Origin of the sequence: Achromobacter sp. Root170 (assembly GCF_001428165.1) — a bacterium.
Taxonomy (GTDB): Bacteria; Pseudomonadota; Gammaproteobacteria; order Burkholderiales; family Burkholderiaceae_B; genus Achromobacter; species Achromobacter mucicolens.
Window position 1 is genome coordinate 951694 of record NZ_LMHN01000001.1, and the last position, 21620, is coordinate 973313.

Genomic DNA, 21620 nt, shown 5'->3' on the forward strand with positions numbered 1-21620 from the left:
GCCCGTTTGCGGCTGAAAGCGAATAAAACCAAAGCAGCTTGTTCGCTCTAGGCGAAAAAGCGGCATCGGGGTGATTTACACCTGGACGGGCAGCGCCAGCAGTTCGCCCATGCGTACCGGACCCAGCACGGAGGGCGTATCGGCCCAACGGATCTTGTCCGGCCCGAACAGCACGATGGCCGTGGAGCCCAGCTTGAAGCGGCCCATCTCGGCGCCTTTCTCAAGATGGATGGGCGCGCGGGCGGCCGCGTCGTAGCGCACGGACTTGATGCGGCGCTTGTGCGGGGTGACCAGACCCGCCCACACGGTTTCGATGGACGCCACGATCATCGCGCCCACCAGCACGACCGCCATGGGACCGTGTTCGGTGTCGAAGATGCACACCACGCGCTCGTTTCGCGCGAACAGGCGCGGCACGTTGCGGGCGGTCAGCGGATTGACGGAAAACAGACGGCCCGGCACATGGATCATTTCGCGCAGCGTGCCGGCGACGGGCATGTGGACGCGGTGATAGTCCTTGGGCGACAGGTAGATGGTGGCGAACTGTCCGCCCTGAAAGGGCGCGGCGCGCTCGGTGTCGCCGCCCAGCAGGTCGGCAAGCCCGTAGCTGTGGCCCTTGGCCTGGAAAATGCGGCCCTGTTCGATGGCGCCCATCTGGCTGATGGCGCCGTCGGCCGGGCACACCACCGCGCCCGGCTCTTCGTCCAGCGGCCGCGAGCCGTCTTTCAGCGCACGCGTGAAGAAGTCATTGAAGCAGTCGTAGGCCAAGGGGTCTTCTTGCAGCGCCTCGCTCATGTTCACGCCGTACTTGCGGACGAAACGCGAGATCATCCAGTTCTTCACCGCGGGTTCGCGGCAGTCCGATGCGTATCCGAAGAAGCGCGACACCAGGTGGTGCGGCGCGAGATACTGGCTGGCAAGAAAAAGTTGGTCTTTGATAGGCATCTAGGGCGCTAAAAAACGCGTCCCGCATGCAGCGGGACGTGGTTGAAGGTGCCGCGCGGGCCAGGTTGAAGCTGGAGTCCGGCAATTCGGCGCGATTGTAACGCGGTTGGCCGGGCGCGGCGCGCAAAAAGCGCTCAGGCGGCCTTGGCGGCCAGCTTGGTCTTGTAGAGCCAGTCCTTGTAGTCGTCCAGGTCGCCATCGAACGGGTTGACCTTGCCGTCGGCCACGATGATGAACTGGTCGGTGGTGGCGCGCAGCAGGTGGCGATCGTGCGAGACAAGCACCAGCGTGCCTTCGAACTGCGCCAGCGCGTCGGTCAGGGCCTCGCGGGTTTCCAGGTCCAGGTGGTTGGTGGGTTCGTCCAGCAACAGCAGGTTGGGGCGTTGCCACACGATGAGCGCGAGCGCCAGGCGCGCTTTTTCGCCGCCGGAGAAGGGGGCGATGGAACTGGTGGCCATCGTGCCGTTGAAGTTGAAGCTGCCCAGGAAGTTGCGCAGTTCCTGTTCGCGCACGGTGGGTGCGATCTTGGTCATGTGCCACAGCGGCGATTCATCGTGGCGCAGCATCTCGACCTGGTGCTGGGCGAAGTAGCCGATGGACAGCCCCTTGTTGAACTGCGTTTCGCCGGCGAGCGACTCGATCTCGCCGGCAATGGTCTTGATAAAGGTCGATTTGCCCGCGCCGTTGATGCCCAAGAGACCGATGCGCTGGCCCGCCTGCAACGAAAAGTTGATGCCCGACACGATGATCTTGTCGGACACGGCTTCGGTCGCTTCGTCCTCGATGCGGTAGCCCGCGCTGACCTTGTCCATCGTCAGCAGCGGATTGGGGGCGCGCAGCGGCTCGCGGAACTCGAACGAGAATTCGGCGGCGGCGCGCAGCGGCGCCACTTCTTCCATGCGCGCCAGGGCCTTGATCCGGCTCTGCGCCTGCCGCGCCTTGCTGGCCTGCGCCTTGAAGCGGTCGATGAACGATTGCAGGTGCGCGCGCTGGCGCATCTGCTTTTCCATCATGCCTTGCGCCAGTTCAAGCTGCGCGGCGCGCTGGCGCTCGAACGACGAGTAATGGCCGGAGTAGCGCTTGAGCTTGCGTTCGTCGATGTGGACGATCACGTTCACCACGCCGTCCAGGAAGTCCCGGTCGTGCGAAATGACGATGAGCGTGCCGGGATAGCGCTTGAGCCAGTCTTCCAGCCAGATGATGGCGTCCAGGTCCAAGTGGTTGGTGGGCTCGTCGAGCAGCAGCAGGTCGGACGGACACATCAGCGCCTGCGCGAGGTTCAGGCGCATGCGCCAGCCGCCTGAAAAACTCGTGAGCGGCAGGTGCATCTGCGCCTGCGTGAAGCCCAGGCCGGTCAGCAACTGCTCGGCGCGTGAATGCACCGTGTAGGCATCGGCGTCGGCCAGCGCGGCATAGATCTCGCCCATGCGCAGACCGTTCTCCGCGCTTTCCGGCTCGGCTTCCAGCGCGGCCAGTTCCGCTTCCAGCTTGCGCAGCGTGGTGTCGCCGTCAATGGCGTATTCGATGGCGGGGCGATCCAGCGCGGGCGTCTCCTGCGCGACGTGCGCCACACGCCACGACGCGGGATAGTCCAGGTCGCCCTGGTCGGCGTGCAGCGTGCCGCGCAACAGGCCGAACAGGCTCGACTTGCCCGCGCCATTGGCGCCGATGAGGCCGATCTTGTCGCCGGGGTTCAGAAGCAGGTCGACCTTGTCGAGCAACGGCTTGACGCCGCGCATGAGTGAAACTTGTTGGAAGCGGATCATGACTACGAAACGGGATGGCGCGACGGGCGCGCGGCAAGGCGCCGGCCAGCGGCGCGGTGCAAAGGGCGGAAAGCGGGGCGGGCGGGCGCGCGCAACATGCGCGCCGGCGCGAAGCATGAACGGAATGGAAGCAACCCAACTCCGAACGCGAGGGGGGATTGTACCCGGGCGGGGAGCCTCGGGCGGACAGCTCCGGGCGGGCAGCTCTGGGCGGGAAGCTCCGGGCGGGGAGCCTCGGGCGGACAGCGCTCCGGGCGGGAAGCTCCGGGCGCGCACCTTCGGCCCCGTAGGCCGCGCCGCGCAGCCGGCGTTGCCGCAAGGCCGCGTTTAAGCCGCGCCGATCGCCTGCGCCAGCGCCAGCACGCGCTCGGCCTCTTGCGCGTGCAGGTTCTCGACCAATGCGCCGTCGACGACCGCCACGCCCTTGCCCTCGGCCTGCGCCGCAGTCCATGCCTCGAGGCGCCGGCGTGCGGTGTCCAGTTCCTCGGGCGTCGGCGCGAAGGCCGCGTTCGCGGCGGCGATCTGGCGGGGATGGATCAGCGTCTTGCCGTCAAAGCCTTGATCGCGGCCTTGCCGGCATGCGTCTTGCAGCCCGGCGTCGTCGTTCAGGTCCAGGTGCACGCCGTCCAGCACGGCCAGGCCGTGCGCGCGGGCGGCCATGACGGCAAGCGAGCGTGCCAGCAGCGTCTCGTCGCGCGAAGGCGTGTGACGCGCGTGCAGGTCCTTGACCAGATCCGATGTGCCGACGACGATGGCGGCCAGCCGTGCGTGGCCGCCTGCAATGGCGTCCAGACGCAGAAAGCCAAGCGGCGTTTCGGCCATGGCCCACAGCGGCAGGCCGGCGGGCGCGCCGGCCGCGTCCAGCGCTTGCGCCAGCGCCGCCAACTGGGCCGGACTCTCGACCTTGGGCAGCAGCACGGCATGGGCGCCGGCCTGCGCAATGGCGTGCACGTCGTCCAGGCCCCAGGGCGTATCCAGTGCGTTGACGCGCACGATGCACTCGCGCCGCCCGTAGCCGCCTTCCCGGAGCGCCGCGGCAACCTGTGTCCGGGCCTGCTCCTTGGCATCGGGCGCCACCGCGTCTTCCAGGTCCAGGATCAGCGCGTCCGCATCGAGCGTGCGCGCCTTGTCGAGCGCGCGCGCGTTGGCGCCGGGCATGTAGAGAACGGAACGGCGGGGGCGGAGCGGGGCGGTCATGGCGGTCTCAGGATTTGGGCAGGCTGCCCACGATGGTAACGGGCGTGGTGCAGACATAGCCCACGCCATAGACGGTGCGTATGCCCAGGTCGCCGCCGGCCAGCGCGCGCAGCTTGCGCCGCAGCCGGTGCATGTGGGCATCCAGCCGATGCGTGTCGTAGGCCTCGACGCTTGCGCCCAGTGCTTCGACGAGGCGCGCGCGCGTCAGCGGCAGCGGCGCGGCCTGGATCAGCGCGCCGATCAGCCGGCTTTCGGTGTCGGTGATGTCGACGCTTATCTGGCTGGGCGTGGTCAACGTGCGGCGCGCCGGGTCAAAACGCCAGGCGTCCGACTGCGCGTCCTCGGTGTCGGCGGCCGGCACGACGCGCAGGCGCCGGGACAGCGCCACCAGGGTGGCCCCCAGCTCGGCCAGATTCACGGGCTTGGTCAGGTAGTGGTCGGCGCCCAGGCTCAGGCCCGATACCTTGTCTTCGCTCAAGAGGCGCCCGGTGAGCATGATGATGCCCATCGACGGATACGTGGTGCGCAGGTGCGATACCCGCGCAAGCCCGTCGCCGTCCGGCAGCATGGCGTCCAGCACGAGGATGGCGGGGGTGACGGTAAGCAACAGGCTGTCCAGCTCGGCCAGCGAGCCCGCGGTGAGGATGGCTTTGTCCAGGCCCAGGTCCTGGATGTACTCGGCGATGGAATCGCGCCAATCTCCGTGGTCGTCGACGACGATGATCGTCACGGCGCGGCGCGCTTGCGCGCTCCTCGGGCGAACAGGGATGTTCTCGTCATGCTTTGAATTCGATAGGGGGCCGCGTGCGCGCGGAAATCAGGGGATGACGGTGTGCGTATCCCGCGTGCTTGCGCGCAGAATATCATCCCCGCCGTTGCGGCGGCGCGTCATGGATCAAGGATGCGATCCAGTCCGTGGGCAAAAAGGGGCTGGTCAAAAATTGCGCAGCCCGGTGCGCATCGCCCGAAAGGCCATCAGCCGTGCGTTTGCGTTTTTCTTATCCACAAATTCTGTGGATAAGAAAAACAGCGCGGATACCGTCCTGGCCGACTAAGGGAGTAATTCGACCGGCACGCCATCGGGCACTTTGCGCATCCGATCGCGTTCGATCCGGCCCGGTGCAAAGCGCGTCTTGCGCGCAGCAGCATTTTGCAGCAGCACCGACAGCACCGAACCCTTGTCCTGGATCCATCGCGTCTTGCCGCGCAACAGCTTCACCGCGTTCTCGGCCGTGCCCAGGCGGTAGGACATGGCGTTGATCTCGATCGAGGATTTGCCGTTGAACAGCGATTCGTCGATTTCGGTGATGGCGGCCGCGTCGAGATTGTTGCTTTCGTGGTCAATCCGGTAGACGTACTTGAAGCCGTGAAACGGATCCTGCACGACGATGAGTTTTTCCGACCCGGAAACGTCGGACATCATGCCGAGGATGCGCGACTCAACCATCTGGTTGCCGCGTTGTTCTTCGGTGTAGATGAAAATGCTGTGGCGCACGGGGGGCGATGCGGCCGGCGCGGCCGCGACAAGGCGAGAACGATCCATACCTGAGCGAAGGGAAGCGGGGAGGGGTCGAGAGACCCCGAAGCCCCGCATGATACCAATTGTTTCAGGAATGTGCTGTAACAGCGGCGGGCGGCCGCTGCCCGGCGACAGGATCAGCCGCGGGCGGCCAGTTTTTCGCGGCGCTGGCGCACGGCCAGCGCCAGCGCCGCCAGCACGGGCTCGGTCTGGGTCCAGCCCAGGCATGCATCGGTAATGGAGACGCCGTGACGCAGCGGTTCGCCGGGCTTGAGGTCCTGGCGGCCTTCCTCGAGGTGGCTTTCGATCATGACGCCGGTGATGCGGCTGTCGCCCTGGGCGACCTGGGCGGCGATGTCGTTGGCCACGTCGATCTGGCGCACGTGCGACTTGTTGGAGTTGGCGTGCGAACAGTCGATCATGACCTGTTCGCGCTGGCCCGCCTTGCGCAGGGCGGCGCAACACGCGTCCACGCTGGCGGCATCGTAGTTGGGGCCTTGCTTGCCGCCGCGCAGGATGACGTGGGTATCCTGATTGCCGCGGGTTTCGAAGATGGCGGCCATGCCCATCTTGGTCATGCCCATGAACGCATGCTTGGCGCTGGCGGCGACCATGGCGTCGGCTGCGATCTGCACGCCGCCGTCGGTGCCGTTCTTGAAGCCCAGCGGGCAGCTCAGGCCGGAGCTGAGCTGGCGATGGCTGGGGCTTTCGGTCGTGCGCGCGCCGATGGCGCCCCACGCGATCAGGTCGGCGATGTACTGCGGGCTGAGCAGGTCGAGAAATTCGGTGGCAATCGGCAGACCCAGGCCGCCGATGTCCAGCAGCAGCTCGCGGGCGCGGCGCAGGCCTTCATTGATGCGGAAGCTGCCGTCCAGGCGCGGGTCGTTGATGTAGCCCTTCCAACCGACGGTGGTGCGGGGCTTTTCGAAATACACCCGCATGACGATCAGCAAATCCTTCTTGTGCTCGTCGGCGGCGGCGCGCAGCTTGCGCGCGTACTCCATGGCCTGCGCGTGATCGTGGATGGAACATGGGCCCACGACCAGCACCAGGCGGTCGTCCCGGCCGTGCAGCACGTCCGCGATCTCGGCGCGGCTTTGCTCGACGAGGTTCTGGATGCTGGGCGACACCGGCAGTTCGTCCTGCAGCAGCGCAGGCGAGATCAGCGGGCGCACCGCGCTGATGCGGGTGTCGTCGGTGCGGGTGTTGTCCTGGGTGGCGTCGGCGGCGCCGACCTCGCGGTCGTGCAGGGGGTCGTCAATGCGGGTCAAGGGAAAGCTCCGTGCCGTAGATGCGGGAAAGTCCGCCATTATCGCACCCGCGGACGGTGGAGGCGGATGGGTGCCATCGCCATGTCCGCTTGCGGGGACAGGCCCCAATGTATGGAGCCGGACGGCGGATAATCCGGCGGCTACGTCTATCGGCGGCGAACTGAATTAACCCGTTATCGATAAGGACACTTTTCGCGCGGATGTTTTAGCATTGATGCACGCTCTCAGCAGGCCGGCGCTGCCGGCCAGCGGCAGGCGCAGGCGGGGGCCGCGCATGGCTTCTTTCCGTAGGCACAGTTCAGGACGGTCAGCAATGCCAAAACCCGATGCCGGATCGTCCCGACGGATTCTTCTTGTAGAAGACCATCCCGTCGAACGCGCCTATCTGCAGAACATGTTGCTGGCATTGGGCTACCGCCGCGTGGCGGGCTTGGGAAGCAGCATCGAGGCGGTGGGCGCGATCACGCGCCAATACCATGACGTGCTCATCAGCGACATCGTGATGGGCGAGGGCGACGGCACGCGCCTTCCCAACGACCTGCGGCGGCTGGTGGACGCCGGGCGCTTGAAGAGCATGCCGCCGATCATCTGGATCAGCAGCCTGAGCGACGAATTGCTCCAGTCGCATGTGCGGCTGGCCCTGCAGGCCGGTTGCCCTTCCGCGCAGGCGCTTTCAAAGCCCGTGTCGCGCGTGGCGATGCAGCAGGCCATCAAGAACGCGCTGCGCAGCATCGACGACGAGTCGGCCTCGCCGGACAAACCCAAGTCCGTGCGGCGCGAGGTGATGGAGGCGGCGCTGAGCCAGGCGCTGCTCTCGGGCACCAACATGAGCGTGGTGCTGCAACCCCAGATCAGCCTGTCGACCGGGCGCGTGGTGGCGGCCGAAGCGTTGTCGCGCTGGGTGGATCCGAAGCTGGGCGCGATCTCCGCGGCGGACTTCGTTCCTGCGGCGCATCGGCTGGGCATGGACCGCATGTTGTTCAGCCGCGTCACCGACCGCGTGCTGGAGGTGTTGCGCCGGCTGCAGGACGCGGATGTCGCGGTGCCGATCGCGATCAACGCGTCGGCCTCCACGCTTTGCTCGCGCGACCTGCCCGGCCTGCTGGAGCAGAAGGTGGGGCAGGCGGGGCTGCCGGCCCGTCTGATCAAGGTCGAACTTACCGAAGATGAGCCCGTGACCGACTGGCTGGCGCTGTCGTCCACGCTGAACCTGTTGCGCGTGCGGGGCTTCGAGCTGGCGATGGACGATTTTGGCGCGGGCATCGCCTCCATGCGCCTGTTCTCGGCCATGCCGTTCAACGAACTGAAGATCGACCGGGACTTCATCGTCCACATGCACCGCGAGCCAGCCTCGCGTGCCGTCGTGGCGGCGGCGATCGAAATGGGGCGGGTGCTGGGGCGGCGCGTGGTTGCCGAAGGGGTGGAGCAGGACCGCGACGTGCAGTTGCTTCGCGAACTGGGATGCGACCTGGCGCAGGGCTATGGGATTTCGATGCCGTTGTCCGCGGACGAATTCATCGAGTATTGCCGGGCGCATTGAGCGCGGGCGGCGCGGCATTTTTTGCCGGGATGGGCTTGATTCCCGTCAAAGAACGGCTCAGGTACGCGAAATAGCGGCGCTGGGCGAAACTACCATTATGTCTGCGGCCTGTCTCGGTTCGGCACGGCCGCCGATTTACTGGGAGCGATGCCAATGCGCCGAATCCTTTTCACGATCCTTGCCGTCAGCGTCCTGGCCTGGGCGCTTGCCTTGCGGCTGCAGCCGCCCGCCGCCTTCAACGTATGGACGTGGCGCGACCAACTGATTTTGCTGACAGGTCTGGCGGCTTATGTGCTGATGGCGCTCATCATGCTGCTGTCGGTCAGGCCGGTCTGGCTGGAAAAGCGGCTGGATGGCCTGGACAAGATGTACCGGCTGCACAAGTGGTGCGGCATCCTGGCCACCGCGCTGGCGGCGGCGCACTACCTCATCAAACTCGCCAAGCCGCTGCTGCTGGCCATCTTCGATCCGGTTCCCAAGACGCCCCGCGCCGCGGCCATGCTGGACATGTTCCGGGGATCGGCCAAGGATCTGGGCGAATACGCCGTCTGGATCCTGGTGGCGATGGTGCTGTTAACGCTGTGGCGCCGGTTCCCGTACCACGTGTGGCGCCAGGTCCATCGCATTGCCGCCGTGATCTTCCTGGTGGCGGCGTTTCATGGCGTCGTGCTCACGCCCGCCGCGTGGTGGTCGCAGCCGGCGGGGTGGCTGGTTGGCCTTGCGACCGCGGTCGGATCCATCTGCGCTGTCATGGCGCTGACGGGCCGCATCGGGCGGGCGCGCCGCTACAAGGGCACCGTGCTGGAGGTGCAGCATCTGTCGGATGACATCCTGCGCGTGACCTGTCGTGTCGAGGGCGATTGGCATCACCGCGCCGGGCAGTTTGCCTTCCTGACCGCGGATCGCAAGGAAGGCGCGCACCCCTTCACGGTGTCGGGCGCCGACGATGGCTCGGGCAGGGTGCAGTTTTCGATCAAGGCGCTCGGCGATTACACGCGGCGCCTGCAGAAGAGCCTGGCGGCCGGGCAGGCGGTGACCATTGAAGGGCCATACGGCTGTTTCGACTTTCGCCGGGACGAGGGCCGCCGGCAGATCTGGGTGGGCGCTGGCATCGGCGTGACGCCCTTCATTTCATGGCTTGAGGCCTTGCAGACGCGGCCCGCGGACGCGCCCGACGCCACCTTGTATTACTGCGCCCGCAATGCGACCGATGCGCCTTTCGCCGACCGGTTGCGCCAGTTGTGCGCGCGCGTTCCAAGCGTGAAATTGGACGTGCGCTACAGCGACGAGCACCGGCCCTTGACGGCCGCCGAGCTGGCGCAGGCCAGACAGGAAGGGACGCCCTGGCCAAGTGTCTGGTTCTGCGGTCCGACGGGCTTTGCCGACGCGCTGAAAGACGGCTTGCACCGGCGGGGCATGCCGGTGCGGCAACTGTTCCACCAGGAAGCCTTCCAGATGCGCTAGCGCGTCAGAGGCCGGACACGTCGATATCACCCGGGTAGTCCACCGAGAACTTCAACACCGTCTCGCGCGACTTGCCCGGCTCGAGCTCCCAGTCCCACACCAGCTTGCCGTCCTCTTCGCGCTTGATGTCGCGGTCGGCGGGCGACAGCAGCTTGACCACGATTTTCTCGTTGCGCGAGATGGGCAGGTGATCCTTGAAGGTCACCTGTTCCTTGGTCGACTTGTTGTTCTTGACGGTGATCTTGTACTCGTAGGTGACACGCTTGCCGCTGCCCGAAAAGCCGGTGCTCTCGGTGTAGCGGTTGACCAGCTGGCGCTTGATGGAGATGCCCTCGTCCGCGCCCAGCGCCAGTTCCAGCTTTTCGCCGGGCATGACCGCTTTCATGGCGCCCGTGGCGACAAAGGCATCGTCCAGGAAGGTATTGAGCGGACCCGCCAGGAACGGAAAGTCGGTGTTGTTGCTGGCTTGCGCGGTCAGGTAGACGGTTTCGCGCAGTGCGGGCGTGGATTGGTATTGCAAGGTGGCCGGCAGCTTGGCCGTGGCGATGGCAACGCGCTGCGTGGTGTTGTCCGACAGCAGCGTTGCCGGGTTCTGGATCTGGAACGACGCGCTGGTTGCCGCATTCTGGACCTGGGCCGTTGACAGCTCGATGGCCTCGGGTTGCGGCTCCGGCAACATGGCGCTGTCTTCCATCTCGCGGGCGCGCGGCGCGCGCTTGGCGTGCATCTCGGCCTGGACGGCAGCAGGGGCCGGCGCGGCGGCGGGACGGGGCGGCGGGGGCGGGGGAGGGGCGGCCACGTCGATGATCCACGGGCGCAGCGTGGGCGCGCCGCCGCCCAGCGACGGCCGGGCCGTGGACAGCGTCAGCTTCACGTTGTTCCAGTCTTCGCCCGTGTTCTGACGGATGACACCGAAATAGCCCAGGTCCACCTGGCGATCGGCCGGACGCAGGCGCGCATCGTAGGCGGGCGTCCAGCGCGCGCCCGCCACGGCATACGACAGCGCAAGGTCCAGCTTGCCGGCGCGTGCCATGCCGACGCGCAACGCCACCTTCTTGGTGCGCCGGCCGGCGTCGCCGCGGACCTGGCCAAGCTGGGTTTGCAGTGCCGTCATTTCGCGCTCCAGCGCGGTCTTCTGTTCGGTGACGCGGCGCAGGCCAGCCAGCGTCGTGGCCAGCGACTCGGCGCTGAGCGTCTGGATCGCCTTCAGTTCATCCAGGGTGATTCGGGCGCCATCCTTGGCAGGTTCCGTGGCGCCGCGCTGCATCATCAGGATGAGTTCGCGCTGGTTGTCGAGCACGGCGGCTTCGTCGTCGAGCGCGGCTTGCCGGGCAGTTAATTTGTCGAGTTGCGCTTCGATCGACCGCACGCGTTCGTTGGCGGTGTCGGTCTGGTAGACGTCGCTGACCTTGACGTCCAGCAGGGTCGCCTGGCCGGTGCTCTTGGCGGACACCTGCAGCGAGTTTTCCTGCAGCGAGGCGGGCAGGTTGTCCAGGATCAGTTCGTGTTCGCCGGCGGCCAGGTCGCTGCTGGCGGCGCGGGTGACGACCGCACGGTCCTGATAGACGGTGACCGCGCCGATGGCGGAGGGCAGCGCGGCGGCAGCGGCGAAGCCGGGAATCGTTGCAAAGGCCAGGGCCAGAAGGGTACGTTTCACGGGGTCACCTTTGAAAAGTTGGGCGCGGCCGGCATCGCGGATTCCAGGGGACGCATCGCCCGCAAGCGCGAGAGTCTAGTCGCAGCCCCGCGCCGCAGGTTTACAGAAAATGACAAACGCGACAGGCCGATACGGCCACGCCCGGAGTTCGGCTTCACTCCCGTTCTGGATGCGCCAGCCGGCGCAGCATGCCAACGGCGTTTTCGGCGGCTACCGAGCGGTCATGGCGCCGGTAGGCCATGTCCAGCAGCGCATGGGGCGCATCGCCCTTGATGGGACGGTACTCGATGCCCTGCGCGCCCATGTGCCGCATCGCGGCGGGCACGATGGAGATACCCACGCCAGCCGCCACCAGGCTCACGATCGACGCCATCTGCGGCGCTTCCTGGATGACGCGCGGGGCAAAGCCGGCGCGCTGGCAGGCGGACTGGATGGCGTCGTACAGGCCCGCGCCGATGGGCCGCGGATAAAGCACGAAGTCCTCCTCGGCCAGCGCGGCGATCGGGACCGCGCGCTTCCTGCTGAGCGGATGGTCCGGCGGGAGGGCGATCAGCATGGGCTCATCGAGCACCCGCTCCGATTCGAATTCGGCGTCCAGCACATAGGGCGGGCGGACAAACGCCACGTCCACGTCGCCCGCGCGCAGGCCCCGCAGCAGCGTGACGGTATTGCTTTCGGTCAGCGTGATGCGCACGTCCGGATAGCGGTCGCGAAAAGCGCGGATGGCCCGGGGCAGGTAGGGATGAAAGACGGCCGACGCGGTAAAGCCGACCGTGATGGCGCCGCGTTCGCCGCGCCCCAGCCGCCTGGCCATATCGACGGCGCGGTCGGCGCTGGCCAGGATGGCGCGGGCGTCGTCCAAAAATTGCACGCCGGCTTCGGTCAGCGCGATGCCGCGGGGCAGGCGCAGAAAGAGCGGCGTGCCGATCTCGCGCTCCAATTGCTGGATCTGCTGGCTGAGCGGGGGCTGGCCGATGCCCAGGCGGGCGGCCGCCCGCGTGAAGTGCAGTTCCTCGGCGACGGCGGTGAAATACCGCAAGTGACGCAGTTCCATCGGTTTTAAATATAGACAGGAGCGGTTTCATATATTGGACATATGCAGGGGAAATGTCTACCTTGTTCTCCACGGGCTCCTGCCCGGGTGTTTTTCGAGAATCCTGATGTCTACCCCTTCTGCAAGTCACGCAACAGACCCCGGCGTTTCGGCGCCGGCGTATCTGGCGCGCGGCACGCCGGGTCTGCGCCGCGCCCAATGGGCGCTCTTCGCCGCCGGCTTTTCCACGTTTTCGCTGTTGTATTGCGTGCAGCCGCTGATGCCGCTGTTCACCCAGGCTTTCCAGGTTTCGCCCGCGCAGAGCAGCCTGGTGCTGTCGCTGTGCACGGGTTTGCTGGCGATCGCCATTTTCTTTGTCGGCCTGTTTTCGGCCGCGCTGCCGCGCAAGCGCGTCATGGCGTGGTCGCTGTTCGCGTCCGCCATTCTTGGCACCGTCGCGGCGGTCGCGCCGGACTGGCAGAGCCTGCTGGCCCTGCGCGCCTTGCAAGGGGTGGCGATGGGCGGGGTGCCGGCTGTCGCGATGGCCTATCTGGCCGAGGAGGTCGAACCGGGCACGCTGGGCTTCGCGATGGGGCTTTACATTAGCGGCAGCGCGTTTGGCGGGCTGTCGGGACGGGTGATCACCGGCCTGGTGTCCGATCACTTCGGGTGGCGCGCGGCGATGGGAACGCTGGGACTGCTGGGCATCGTCGCGGCCGTGCTGTTCCTGTGGCTCCTGCCGGCCTCGCGCCGCTTCACGCCGCGGCGCGGCCAAGGGTGGGCAGGCGTCTGGTCGGACGTGCGGGCCGGCGCCGGCGCGCACTTGAAGAATGGGCCGCTGTGCGCACTGTTCGCCATGGGCGGGCTGCTGATGGGGGCCTTTGTGGCCGTCTACAACTATGTCGGCTTCCGGCTGTTGCTCCCGCCGTTCTCGCTTAGCCAGACCTTCATCGGCTTCATCTTCGTCGTCTACCTGGTAGGCATCTTCGCGTCTACGTGGTTCGGCCGCCTGGCCGACCGTCATGGGCGCGGCGCGATGCTGTCCGCCGCGTCGGGGCTTGCGCTGGCCGGCCTGGTGCTGACGCTCTCGGATTCGCTGCCTGTGCTGGTCGCGGGCATCGTGGTCTTCACGTTCGGCTTTTTTGCGGCCCATGCCGTCGCGAGCGGCTGGGTGGGTCAGATGGCTCGAGGCTACAAGGCGCTAGCCGCCTCGCTATATCTGCTGGTCTATTACGTTGGGTCCAGCGTCCTGGGCGCGCTGGGCGGCCAATTTTGGACGGTTGGCGGTTGGCACGGCGTGGCGGCGATGGCCGGCGGCCTGCTGGCGGCCGCACTGACGATCAGCGCGGGCCTTGCCTGGCGCACGGGGCGCCGTGACCCGGCGGCAGGGGTGGCGGGGCCCGCCTGACCGCCTCTTTTTTTCCAGGAAGGGTAGCGTCGCGTTACGCTGGGTTGCCCCACGCGCGTCCCTATCGCGTACATTCCGTATTGCGATAGGGGGAAACATGCTGACCAAGCAAGACCGCGTGTCCCTGCCATGGACCGACACGCTAGCTCGTCTTGAAGACGAACGCATCATGCTGGAGCGAATCGCTGCCGGCGTGCCGCTCCAGCAGGTGCTAGAACATGTGCTTCACGCCATCGAGGCCCAATCGAGCGTGAAACTTCGCGCGTCCATCGCGCTGGTGGACGACAAGGGGGGCAGGCTGGTGCATGGCGCCGCGCCCAGCCTGCCGGATGAATTCAACGCTGCGGTAAGCGGGGTGATGATCGGACCGGAGGCCGGCCCCTGGGGCGCTGCGGCGCATTCGGGCAGCCCGGTCTACGTGGAAGACATTTCCCGGGATCCTCGCTGGGCCGCATGGCGCGACGTGGCGGCGGCGCACGGCCTGCGTGCCTGTTGGTCGACCCCGATCAAGGCGCCGGACGGGCGGCTGCTGGGCGTGTTCTCCAACTATTACGACGAAAGCCGACTGCCGTCGGCACACGACATCGACGCCATTGCGCTCGTCACGCGTAGCGCCGCCCTGGCCATCGAACGGCATCTGCTCGACGTGGCCTTGCGCCGCAGCGGCGACCGCTGGCGCGCCATGTTCGAGGGCATGCAGGAGGCATTCTTCCTGGCCGAGGCCTTGCGCGGCGAGGATGGCCGCATTGCCGACTTCCGCTTTCTTGAAGTGAACCCGGCCTTCGAACGCCAGAGCGGCATGCGGGAAGGCGACACGCTGGGCCATACGCTGCGTGAAATGATTCCGGGCGTGCCCAGCCAGATCCTGGATACGTTCGCCCAGGTCGTGGAAACAGGCGAGCCGACCCAGTTCGAATTTGCCGTTCCCGCGCCCAACGATGCATGGTACGAAGCGCGGGCGCGCAAGGAAGGGCCCGACCGGATCATGGCGCTTTTCCTGGACGTCTCCGCGCGCAAGGCTGCCGAGACCGAGTTGTGGGAAGGCCAGCATCGCAAGAATTTCCTGCTGGCGCTGGGCGACCGCATGCGTGAGCTGCACCTCCAGGCCGCGATCGAGGAGACCGCCTGCGCGGGGCTGGGGCAGCACCTGTCGCTGGGCCTGGTGGCAGTTCTGGATTGGGCCGGCGACGGCGCGGCGCCCGTCGTGTCCACGTCCTGGCAGTCCGACGTGTACGTGGCGCGCCAGGAGCCGCTGGCGACAGAACAACTGGGCGACGACTTTTTCGAGGCGGTGCGCAATGGGCGCACAACCTACCTGCAGCCGCTGGTGGCGCAAGAGGGCGGCGACGTCCGGCCGTCGGCCATCGTGGTGCCGATGCGCCGATGGGCGCGGCAGGGCGGGGCGATGGTGGTCCGCCCCTTGTCCAGCAGCCGGCTCAAGCCCGCGGATCTGGCCTTCATCGAGGAAGTGGCCGAACGGATGTGCGATGCCGTCGAGCGGTCTCAGTATGCGCGCATGCTGGAGCAGCGGGTCGAGCACGCCATCGCGGAGCGGGACCGCATCTGGCGGATGTCGCCCGAGCTGCTTGCGGTCATCGATGGCCGCGGCAGGTTTGCCAGCGTGAATCCCGCGGTGCAAACCATCCTGGGCTGGAACCCCGACCAGTTCCTGTCGATGGGTCTGTCAGAGCTGATCCACCCCGATGACCTGGAGGCGACCCGCGCCGCCTGGTCGCCGCACGCCAAGGCGAACGGTGCGCAACCTGCCCGGCACGTGGAAAACCGGGTGTTGCGGCGCGAAGGGGGCTACAGCTGGATCACGTGGAGCATGTCGTGGTCCGAGGACAGCCTGTATGTGGCCGGCCGCGACGATTCGGACCTGAAGGCGCAGGCGGAAGCCTTGGCCGACACCGAGAATGCGCTGCGCCAGGCGCAGAAGATGGAAGCGGTGGGTCGCTTGACGGGCGGTATCGCGCACGATTTCAACAACATGCTCCAAGGGATCACGGGCGCGCTGTATCTGGTGCAGCGCAAGCTGACGGCCGGCGTGCCGGAACAGGCGCAGCGTTTCATCACCGTGGCCATGGATTCCGCGAACCGGGCCGCGCATCTGACGCAGCGGCTGCTGACGTTCTCGCGGCGCCAGCCGATCGACCCCAAGCCGTTCAGTGTGGAAGCCACGCTGCATTCCATGACGGACCTGTTCCATCGCTACACCGGCGAGCGTGTGAACCTGGTCTTCGATCTGGAGCCGGGTCTGTGGCCTGTGAACTGCGACCGGAACCAGTTCGAGAACGCAATGCTCAACCTGGTGATCAATGCCTGCGACTCGATGCCGAACGGCGGCGTATTGACCATTGCCGCGGCGAATACGCACCTGGACGCCGCGTCACTGCGCCAGAACCCGGGCGTCAATCCCGGCGCGTTCGTCGAGGTCACGGTGTCGGACGTGGGGTGCGGCATGTCGCCCGACGTGCTGGCGCACGCCTTCGATCCGTTCTTCACGACCAAGCCGCTCGGCGAGGGCACGGGTCTGGGTCTGTCGATGACCTACGGTTTTGCCAAGCAGGCGGGCGGCAGTGCCGTGCTGGAAAGCGCCGAAGGCGTCGGCACGTCGGTTCGCCTCTATCTGCCGCGCCATCAGGGCGTGCCGGAAATGGCGGCCGAAACGCCGCGGGCGACGGGCGCGAAGGCGGCGTCGGCGGGCCAGGCCTTCGTTATCGTCGTGGAAGACGATATGAACGTGCGGGAAATGGTGCGGGAGTCGCTGGTGGACATGGGGCTGCATGTGTTGACGGCCGGCGATGGCGAAGCCGGCCTTGAGCTGGTGACCGCCACGCGCAACCTGAGCCTGCTGGTGACCGACGTGGGCCTGCCCAATTTGAACGGCCGCCAACTGGCCGACGCCGCGCGCGTCGCGCATCCCGGCCTGCGGGTTCTGCTCATGACGGGTTACGCCGAAAGCGCGGCCAGCGCGGGCGGGTTCCTGGAAGAAGGCATGGAACTCATCGTCAAGCCGTTCTCGCTGGATGCGCTGGGCGAGCGCGTGCAGCGCATGCTGGAGGAGAGCGCGGGGCCGCAACGGGCAGGCTGAGGGTCAAGTGTTGCAAACGCAGGTAAAAAATGCCCCGCATGGAGGACTACCAATAGGGGAGAAGGCGGGCAGGGGGTCAGGCACGGGGCTTGCGACTAGGCCGGTGCATTTCAACCAAGGAAGGAGCTACGCTATGAAATACCGTGCCATGACCTGCGCGTTTGCTTTGATTGCCGGCGTTGCCACCGCTGGCGGTGCCTATGCCCAGTCCACGGGCCGCAGCACCCCCCCGACTTCGCCGTCCACGACGCCGAACGACGGGGCTGCCGTGCCGCCCAATACCAAGGTGCCCCCGGGACAGATTCCCCCCGCTCCGAACGCCGCGCCCAATACGGGCACGACGCCGCCGAACCTGGACAAGAGCGGTCACATGAAGTCGGACAAGCATGGGTCGGAAATGCCCAATCGCAAGCGCGAGGCCAATGACAACGTGCCGAAGACCCCGGCCGCTGGCGCTACGCCTCCTCCGGGATATCCGAACACGGGCGGCAGCAAGTAAGCAGCCCAACAAAAAGGCTTCCGCAAGGAAGCCTTTTTTATGGCCGCAGGGCTGATCAGTGCTGGCGGCGCAGCTCGGCGGGCGGCACGCGCAATTGGCCGCGGTACTTCGACACGGTGCGGCGGGCCAGCAGGATGCCATTGGAGGCCAGTTGCTGCGTCAGTGCCACGTCGGACAGGGGCATTGCCGGATCTTCGGCGTCCACCATTTCCTTGATGAGCGCACGCACTGCGGCTGCGGAACACGATCCGCCCGACTCCGTGGCCAATTCACGCGAGAAGAAGTGGCGGAATTCGAAAACGCCGCGCGGCGTGGTCATGTACTTGCTCACGGTCGCGCGCGAGACGGTGGACTCGTGCATGTTCAGGTCGTCCGCCACTTCGCGCAGCATGAGCGGGCGCAGCGCCACTTCGCCATATTCGAAGAACATCTGCTGGCGCTTCACGATGGCCTCGGCCACGCGCTGGATCGTGGTGTAGCGCTGTTCCACATTGCGCACCAGCCAACGCGCTTCCTGGAGTTCCTGCGCCATGGGGCTGCGGTCGTCCAGGCGGGCGCGGCGAAAGAGATCCGCATAGGCGCTGTGCAACCGCGCGCGCGGCATGGCGCTGCGGTTGGGCAGCACGCGCCAGCGTCCCTGCCATTTGTCCACGAACACATCCGGCACCACGTACACCGGCGTGTCGCCGCTGTAGCGGCCGCCGGGCTTGGGGTCCAGCCGGCGGATCAGCGCGCAGGCGTCGCGCAGGGCGTCATCGCCACATCCCAGCGCGCGGCGCAGACCGACGTAATCGTTCTTGCCCAGCCGCTCCAGATGTTCCTGGACGATTTTCTGGGCCAGTGCGCGCGTGTCGTCGTCTTCGTCCGGCAGCGCGGCAAGTTGCAGGATCAGGCACTCGCGCAAGTCGCGCGCGGCAATGCCGGGGGCGTCCAGCTGCTGCACCAGGCGCAGCGCCGCCATCCATTCGGATTCCTCCGGAAGCGGGCTGATGTCCGCATCCGCGGAGGTGCAAAGCGCGGAGAGCGGGGTGCGCAGGTAGCCATCGTCGTCCAGCGCGTCGATGATGAACTCCGCCAGCAGGCGATCACGCGGCTGCAGGTGATAGTTGCCCAGTTCGAAGGACAGCCGATCGCGCATCGACACGTTGGCGCAGGCCCATTGGCCCAGATCGCTGTCGCCGCCGGAGGACGTGTGGGTGGGGTAGTCGCCGGAATAGGCGGGCGCGTCGGGCGGAGGCTCGTCGCCCTCCGGGCTGTCTGAGGCCGCAACGGGCTCCGGGGCGGGCTGTCCTTCCATGTCCGCCGTCTCGCCGCGGACGCCAGGCGCAGCCGGGGCCGCCGACTCGGGGTCCGAATCGTCCGGATCTTCGAGAAAAGGGTTTGAGGCCAGCGCGTGCTGCACGGCCGTGGTGAATTCAAGCGCCGACATCTGAAGCAGCTTGACGGACTGTTGCAGACGCGGCGCGAGCGTCATTTGCTGGCGCAGGCGAAGTTCTTGCATGGGGTGGCCCAATCGAGTCTCCTGAAGGGGCAGCCGCCGGAAGGCGGCTCATTCACCTTCTATACGCAAAGATCGTGCCAGCCTCGTTCAAGGGGCGAAGGCGCCCCGGGAACGCGGCATGCTGAGCCAGTATTACAAAGCCGGTGGTAAGAACTGCTCAGGCAGCTTTTTCGGGCTCGTCCTTTTCATAGACGTCCAGCCGGTTGTAGAGCGTTTTCAGGCTGACCCCGAGCGTCTCGGCGGCCAGGCGTTTGTCGCCCGCATGGTGGGCCAGCGTGGCCAGGATGAATTCGCGTTGGGCGCGGCCCAGCGGCATGCCCACCGGAAAGTTCAGCGAGCCGTCGCGGACCTGTGCCTGGCTGGGCCCGCGGTTTCGCGTCGCCAAGTCAGCGTCCAGCTGGGCATCGGCCATGATGTACGCGCGCTGAACCACGTTGCGCAGTTCGCGCACGTTGCCCGGCCAGTCGTGCGCCTTGATCGCCTCTAGCATGGCCGGCGAAAACGTCTTTTGCGTGCCGTGCTGCGCATTGAGCGTATCCAGGAATTGGTGCGCCAGCAGCAGGGCGTCGTCGCCGCGCTCGCGCAGCGGCGGCACGCGCAGCGGAATCACCAGCAGACGGTGCAGGAAGTCCTGGCGTAGGCGGCCATCCGCAACGGAGGCGGCCGGGTCCCGGTTGCTGGCGCAGATGACGCGCACATTGGCGCGCAGCAGGTCCGTGCCGCCCACGCGCTGATACGTGCCCACTTCAAGCACCCGCAGGAAATGCACCTGCATGTCCGGCGGCATTTCCGTCACTTCATCCAGAAACAGCGTGCCGCCGCTTGCGTACTCGAAGTACCCGGCATTTTGCGACACGGCGCCCGTGAAGCTGCCTTTCTCATGGCCGAACAACTCGGCATGCGCCAGCGATCCGCTGATCGCGCCGCAATTGACGGCGACGAAGGGTTGGTCGCGGCGTTCGCTCGCCTCGTGGATGGCGCGGGCAACGATTTCCTTGCCGGCCCCACTTTCGCCGATAATGAACACGCTTGCATCGGTAGCCGCGGCAAGTGCGATCTGGTTTCCCAGTTTGCGCATTTGCGGCGACATGCCGCTGGTGTCCGCAAAAACGGAAGTGGGGGAAGGCGCGTTGGCGCGTGTAGCGGTATTTCGACTGGCCATGCTGATTCCTAGTCCCGAAAGCGGGCCTGCAATAATCGCATCGTAGAGGGCGGTCCGCTGTCTGATTGCGACGAGTTGCAAGTATTGGAAAACGTTGTTGGAAACTGGCAGATATTTGCGCCGGCCGACCTCATAGTGACTATTCTGACGGTTATGGAAGGGATACGGAGATAGCATGCCTCACCTGCTTATCGTCGATGACGACGATGCCATACGGGAAACACTGGCCGAAATCGGCCGAGAAAGCGGGTTTTCGGTGGCCCTGGCGGCCAGCGTCAAGGACGCCCTCATCCAGCTCGAACGGCAAGCGCCCGACCTGGTGTTGACGGACGTCCGGCTGCCGGGCGGCAGCGGCATGGACATTTTCAAGAACGTTGCCGTGCACAGTGCAGAAGTGGTGGTGATGACCGGCCACGGTACTGTCGACAACGCCGTGCAGGCCCTGCGTCTGGGTGCGACCGACTATCTGGTCAAGCCCATCTGCATGGAGCGCCTCGAAGAGATCCTGAAGCGGATCATGACCAATTCGGGCGGCGAAATGCCCGGCACCCCGTTCGAAGAACCGGGCCGGTTCGGCAAGCTGTATGGCAAGTCCGAACGCATGCAGACGCTGTATCGTCAGATCGGGCGCGTGGCGCCCACCACGGTCACCACCTTGCTGATCGGCGAAAGCGGCACCGGCAAGGAGCTGGCCGCTCACGCCATCCACGAACTCAGCCCCCGCCGGCAGCGGCCGTTCATCGCGGTCAATTGCGGCGCGATCTCGCCCAACCTGATCGAAAGTGAAATGTTCGGGCACGAGCGCGGCAGTTTCACCGGCGCGGACCGCCAGCACAAGGGGTACTTCGAGCGCGCCGACGGAGGCACGTTGTTCCTGGACGAAGTCACCGAAATGCCGCTTGACCTGCAGGTCAAGCTGCTTCGCGTGCTGGAAACCGGCCAATTCATGCGCGTGGGCACCAACCGGGAAATTGCCTGCGACATTCGCGTGGTGGCTGCGACCAACCGGAATCCGGAACAGGCCGTGCAAGAGGGCAAGCTGCGTGAAGACCTGTACTACCGGCTGAGCGTTTTTCCCATCGAGCTGCCGGCGCTACGCGACCGCGGCAGCGACATCCTCTTTCTGGCGCAGCGCTTTCTGCATGCGCTCAACGAGGAATCCGGCAAGAACAAGGATTTCTCGCCCGAGGCGGCGGCCGCACTCGCGCAGTATGAATGGCCAGGCAACGTCCGCGAGCTGAAGAACTTCGTGCGGCGCGCGTTCATCATGGCCGATGGGGATGTGCTGGATCTGGACATGCTTGTGCCGCAGGTATCGCCAGCGGGCGAGTCGGCCGGCGGGCAAGTCAGCGTGCCGGTTGGCGAGACCTTGGCCGAAGCCGATCGTCGTCTGATCCTGGCCACCCTCGAGCGATGCAATGGGGTCAAGAAACAGGCGGCTGCAGTGTTGGGGATCAGTCCCAAGACGCTCTACAACCGTCTTGAGGAATACGCGGCAGCAGGCTACGTGCTGCCCGGCGAGAATTCCCGGACGGGTGGACCGTCCCGGGAATCCGCCTGACGC

16 protein-coding genes are annotated in these 21620 nt (G+C 66.4%); 6 read left to right on the forward strand and 10 right to left on the reverse strand.

Features of this window, described 5'->3' with window-relative positions; all coding sequences use genetic code 11:
* Window positions 1–75: 75 nt before the first annotated feature.
* From asd to ASD87_RS04425, 6 genes are all read right to left on the reverse strand, one after another.
* Window positions 76–945: an archaetidylserine decarboxylase gene (asd, locus tag ASD87_RS04400; protein ID WP_056317629.1), complete on the reverse strand. Its 870-nt coding sequence runs from the start codon at window positions 943–945 to the stop codon at window positions 76–78.
* Window positions 946–1079: 134 nt separating this feature from the next.
* The gene (locus ASD87_RS04405; RefSeq protein ID WP_056318739.1) at window positions 1080–2711 is read right to left on the reverse strand and encodes an ATP-binding cassette domain-containing protein; all 1632 of its coding nucleotides are present in this window, start codon (window positions 2709–2711) and stop codon (window positions 1080–1082) included.
* A gap of 327 nt (window positions 2712–3038) precedes the next feature.
* Window positions 3039–3908, reverse strand: coding sequence for a CoA ester lyase (locus ASD87_RS04410; RefSeq protein ID WP_056317632.1), 870 nt, complete (start codon window positions 3906–3908; stop codon window positions 3039–3041).
* 7 nt (window positions 3909–3915) lie between these two features.
* A complete protein-coding gene (locus tag ASD87_RS04415) occupies window positions 3916–4638 on the reverse strand; it encodes a response regulator transcription factor (RefSeq protein WP_056317634.1) in 723 nt (240 codons plus the stop codon).
* Between the two features lie 321 nt (window positions 4639–4959).
* Window positions 4960–5451 carry a hypothetical protein gene (locus ASD87_RS04420; RefSeq protein ID WP_056317637.1) on the reverse strand — a complete coding sequence of 164 codons (492 nt, stop codon included), beginning with the start codon at window positions 5449–5451 and terminating at the stop codon, window positions 4960–4962.
* A 113-nt stretch (window positions 5452–5564) separates the two neighbouring features.
* On the reverse strand, window positions 5565–6698 hold the full coding sequence (locus ASD87_RS04425; RefSeq protein ID WP_056317640.1) for a 3-deoxy-7-phosphoheptulonate synthase: 1134 nt from the start codon (window positions 6696–6698) through the stop codon (window positions 5565–5567).
* A 313-nt stretch (window positions 6699–7011) separates the two neighbouring features.
* On the opposite strand from ASD87_RS04425, the gene ASD87_RS04430 reads away from it, so the two are divergent.
* Window positions 7012–8238: an EAL domain-containing protein gene (locus ASD87_RS04430; RefSeq protein ID WP_056317642.1), complete on the forward strand. Its 1227-nt coding sequence runs from the start codon at window positions 7012–7014 to the stop codon at window positions 8236–8238.
* 153 nt (window positions 8239–8391) lie between these two features.
* Entirely contained in the window at window positions 8392–9702 is a 1311-nt protein-coding gene (locus ASD87_RS04435) for a ferric reductase-like transmembrane domain-containing protein (RefSeq protein WP_056317645.1), read from the forward strand.
* A gap of 4 nt (window positions 9703–9706) precedes the next feature.
* Here ASD87_RS04435 and ASD87_RS04440 read toward each other — a convergent pair whose 3' ends face one another.
* Window positions 9707–11359: a mucoidy inhibitor MuiA family protein gene (locus tag ASD87_RS04440; RefSeq protein ID WP_056317648.1), complete on the reverse strand. Its 1653-nt coding sequence runs from the start codon at window positions 11357–11359 to the stop codon at window positions 9707–9709.
* A 154-nt stretch (window positions 11360–11513) separates the two neighbouring features.
* Window positions 11514–12413 (reverse strand): LysR family transcriptional regulator, encoded by a 900-nt coding sequence (locus ASD87_RS04445; RefSeq protein WP_056317651.1) that lies wholly within the window; start codon window positions 12411–12413, stop codon window positions 11514–11516.
* A 106-nt stretch (window positions 12414–12519) separates the two neighbouring features.
* Between ASD87_RS04445 and ASD87_RS04450 the strand changes: the two genes are divergently transcribed.
* The 3 genes from ASD87_RS04450 (at window position 12520) to ASD87_RS04460 (ending at window position 17393) form a co-directional block, all read left to right on the forward strand.
* Window positions 12520–13800, forward strand: coding sequence for an MFS transporter (locus tag ASD87_RS04450; RefSeq protein ID WP_056317654.1), 1281 nt, complete (start codon window positions 12520–12522; stop codon window positions 13798–13800).
* A gap of 97 nt (window positions 13801–13897) precedes the next feature.
* The gene (locus ASD87_RS04455; RefSeq protein WP_056317657.1) at window positions 13898–16894 is read left to right on the forward strand and encodes a GAF domain-containing protein; all 2997 of its coding nucleotides are present in this window, start codon (window positions 13898–13900) and stop codon (window positions 16892–16894) included.
* Window positions 16895–17027: 133 nt separating this feature from the next.
* Window positions 17028–17393 carry a hypothetical protein gene (locus ASD87_RS04460; RefSeq protein ID WP_056317659.1) on the forward strand — a complete coding sequence of 122 codons (366 nt, stop codon included), beginning with the start codon at window positions 17028–17030 and terminating at the stop codon, window positions 17391–17393.
* A 55-nt stretch (window positions 17394–17448) separates the two neighbouring features.
* On the opposite strand, the gene ASD87_RS04465 is transcribed toward ASD87_RS04460, so the two are convergent.
* Both ASD87_RS04465 and ASD87_RS04470 read right to left on the reverse strand, forming a co-directional pair.
* Window positions 17449–18894 (reverse strand): RNA polymerase factor sigma-54, encoded by a 1446-nt coding sequence (locus ASD87_RS04465; RefSeq protein ID WP_056317661.1) that lies wholly within the window; start codon window positions 18892–18894, stop codon window positions 17449–17451.
* Between the two features lie 157 nt (window positions 18895–19051).
* Window positions 19052–20056 carry a sigma-54-dependent Fis family transcriptional regulator gene (locus ASD87_RS04470; protein ID WP_082586186.1) on the reverse strand — a complete coding sequence of 335 codons (1005 nt, stop codon included), beginning with the start codon at window positions 20054–20056 and terminating at the stop codon, window positions 19052–19054.
* Between the two features lie 175 nt (window positions 20057–20231).
* On the opposite strand from ASD87_RS04470, the gene ASD87_RS04475 reads away from it, so the two are divergent.
* Window positions 20232–21617 (forward strand): sigma-54 dependent transcriptional regulator, encoded by a 1386-nt coding sequence (locus ASD87_RS04475; protein WP_056317664.1) that lies wholly within the window; start codon window positions 20232–20234, stop codon window positions 21615–21617.
* Window positions 21618–21620: the final 3 nt, after the last annotated feature.

Excerpts from the sequence above, each read along its gene's own strand:
- asd (WP_056317629.1), bottom strand. The coding sequence starts at position 945 with ATGCCTATCAAAGACCAACTTTTTCTTGCCAGCCAGTATCTCGCGCCG.
- ASD87_RS04405 (WP_056318739.1), bottom strand. The coding sequence starts at position 2,711 with ATGATCCGCTTCCAACAAGTTTCACTCATGCGCGGCGTCAAGCCGTTG.
- ASD87_RS04410 (WP_056317632.1), bottom strand. The coding sequence starts at position 3,908 with ATGACCGCCCCGCTCCGCCCCCGCCGTTCCGTTCTCTACATGCCCGGC.
- ASD87_RS04420 (WP_056317637.1), bottom strand. The coding sequence starts at position 5,451 with ATGGATCGTTCTCGCCTTGTCGCGGCCGCGCCGGCCGCATCGCCCCCC.
- ASD87_RS04430 (WP_056317642.1), top strand. The coding sequence starts at position 7,012 with ATGCCAAAACCCGATGCCGGATCGTCCCGACGGATTCTTCTTGTAGAA.
- ASD87_RS04435 (WP_056317645.1), top strand. The coding sequence starts at position 8,392 with ATGCGCCGAATCCTTTTCACGATCCTTGCCGTCAGCGTCCTGGCCTGG.
- ASD87_RS04445 (WP_056317651.1), bottom strand. The coding sequence starts at position 12,413 with ATGGAACTGCGTCACTTGCGGTATTTCACCGCCGTCGCCGAGGAACTG.
- ASD87_RS04450 (WP_056317654.1), top strand. The coding sequence starts at position 12,520 with ATGTCTACCCCTTCTGCAAGTCACGCAACAGACCCCGGCGTTTCGGCG.
- ASD87_RS04455 (WP_056317657.1), top strand. The coding sequence starts at position 13,898 with ATGCTGACCAAGCAAGACCGCGTGTCCCTGCCATGGACCGACACGCTA.
- ASD87_RS04460 (WP_056317659.1), top strand. The coding sequence starts at position 17,028 with ATGAAATACCGTGCCATGACCTGCGCGTTTGCTTTGATTGCCGGCGTT.
- ASD87_RS04465 (WP_056317661.1), bottom strand. The coding sequence starts at position 18,894 with ATGCAAGAACTTCGCCTGCGCCAGCAAATGACGCTCGCGCCGCGTCTG.
- ASD87_RS04470 (WP_082586186.1), bottom strand. The coding sequence starts at position 20,056 with ATGGCCAGTCGAAATACCGCTACACGCGCCAACGCGCCTTCCCCCACT.
- ASD87_RS04475 (WP_056317664.1), top strand. The coding sequence starts at position 20,232 with ATGCCTCACCTGCTTATCGTCGATGACGACGATGCCATACGGGAAACA.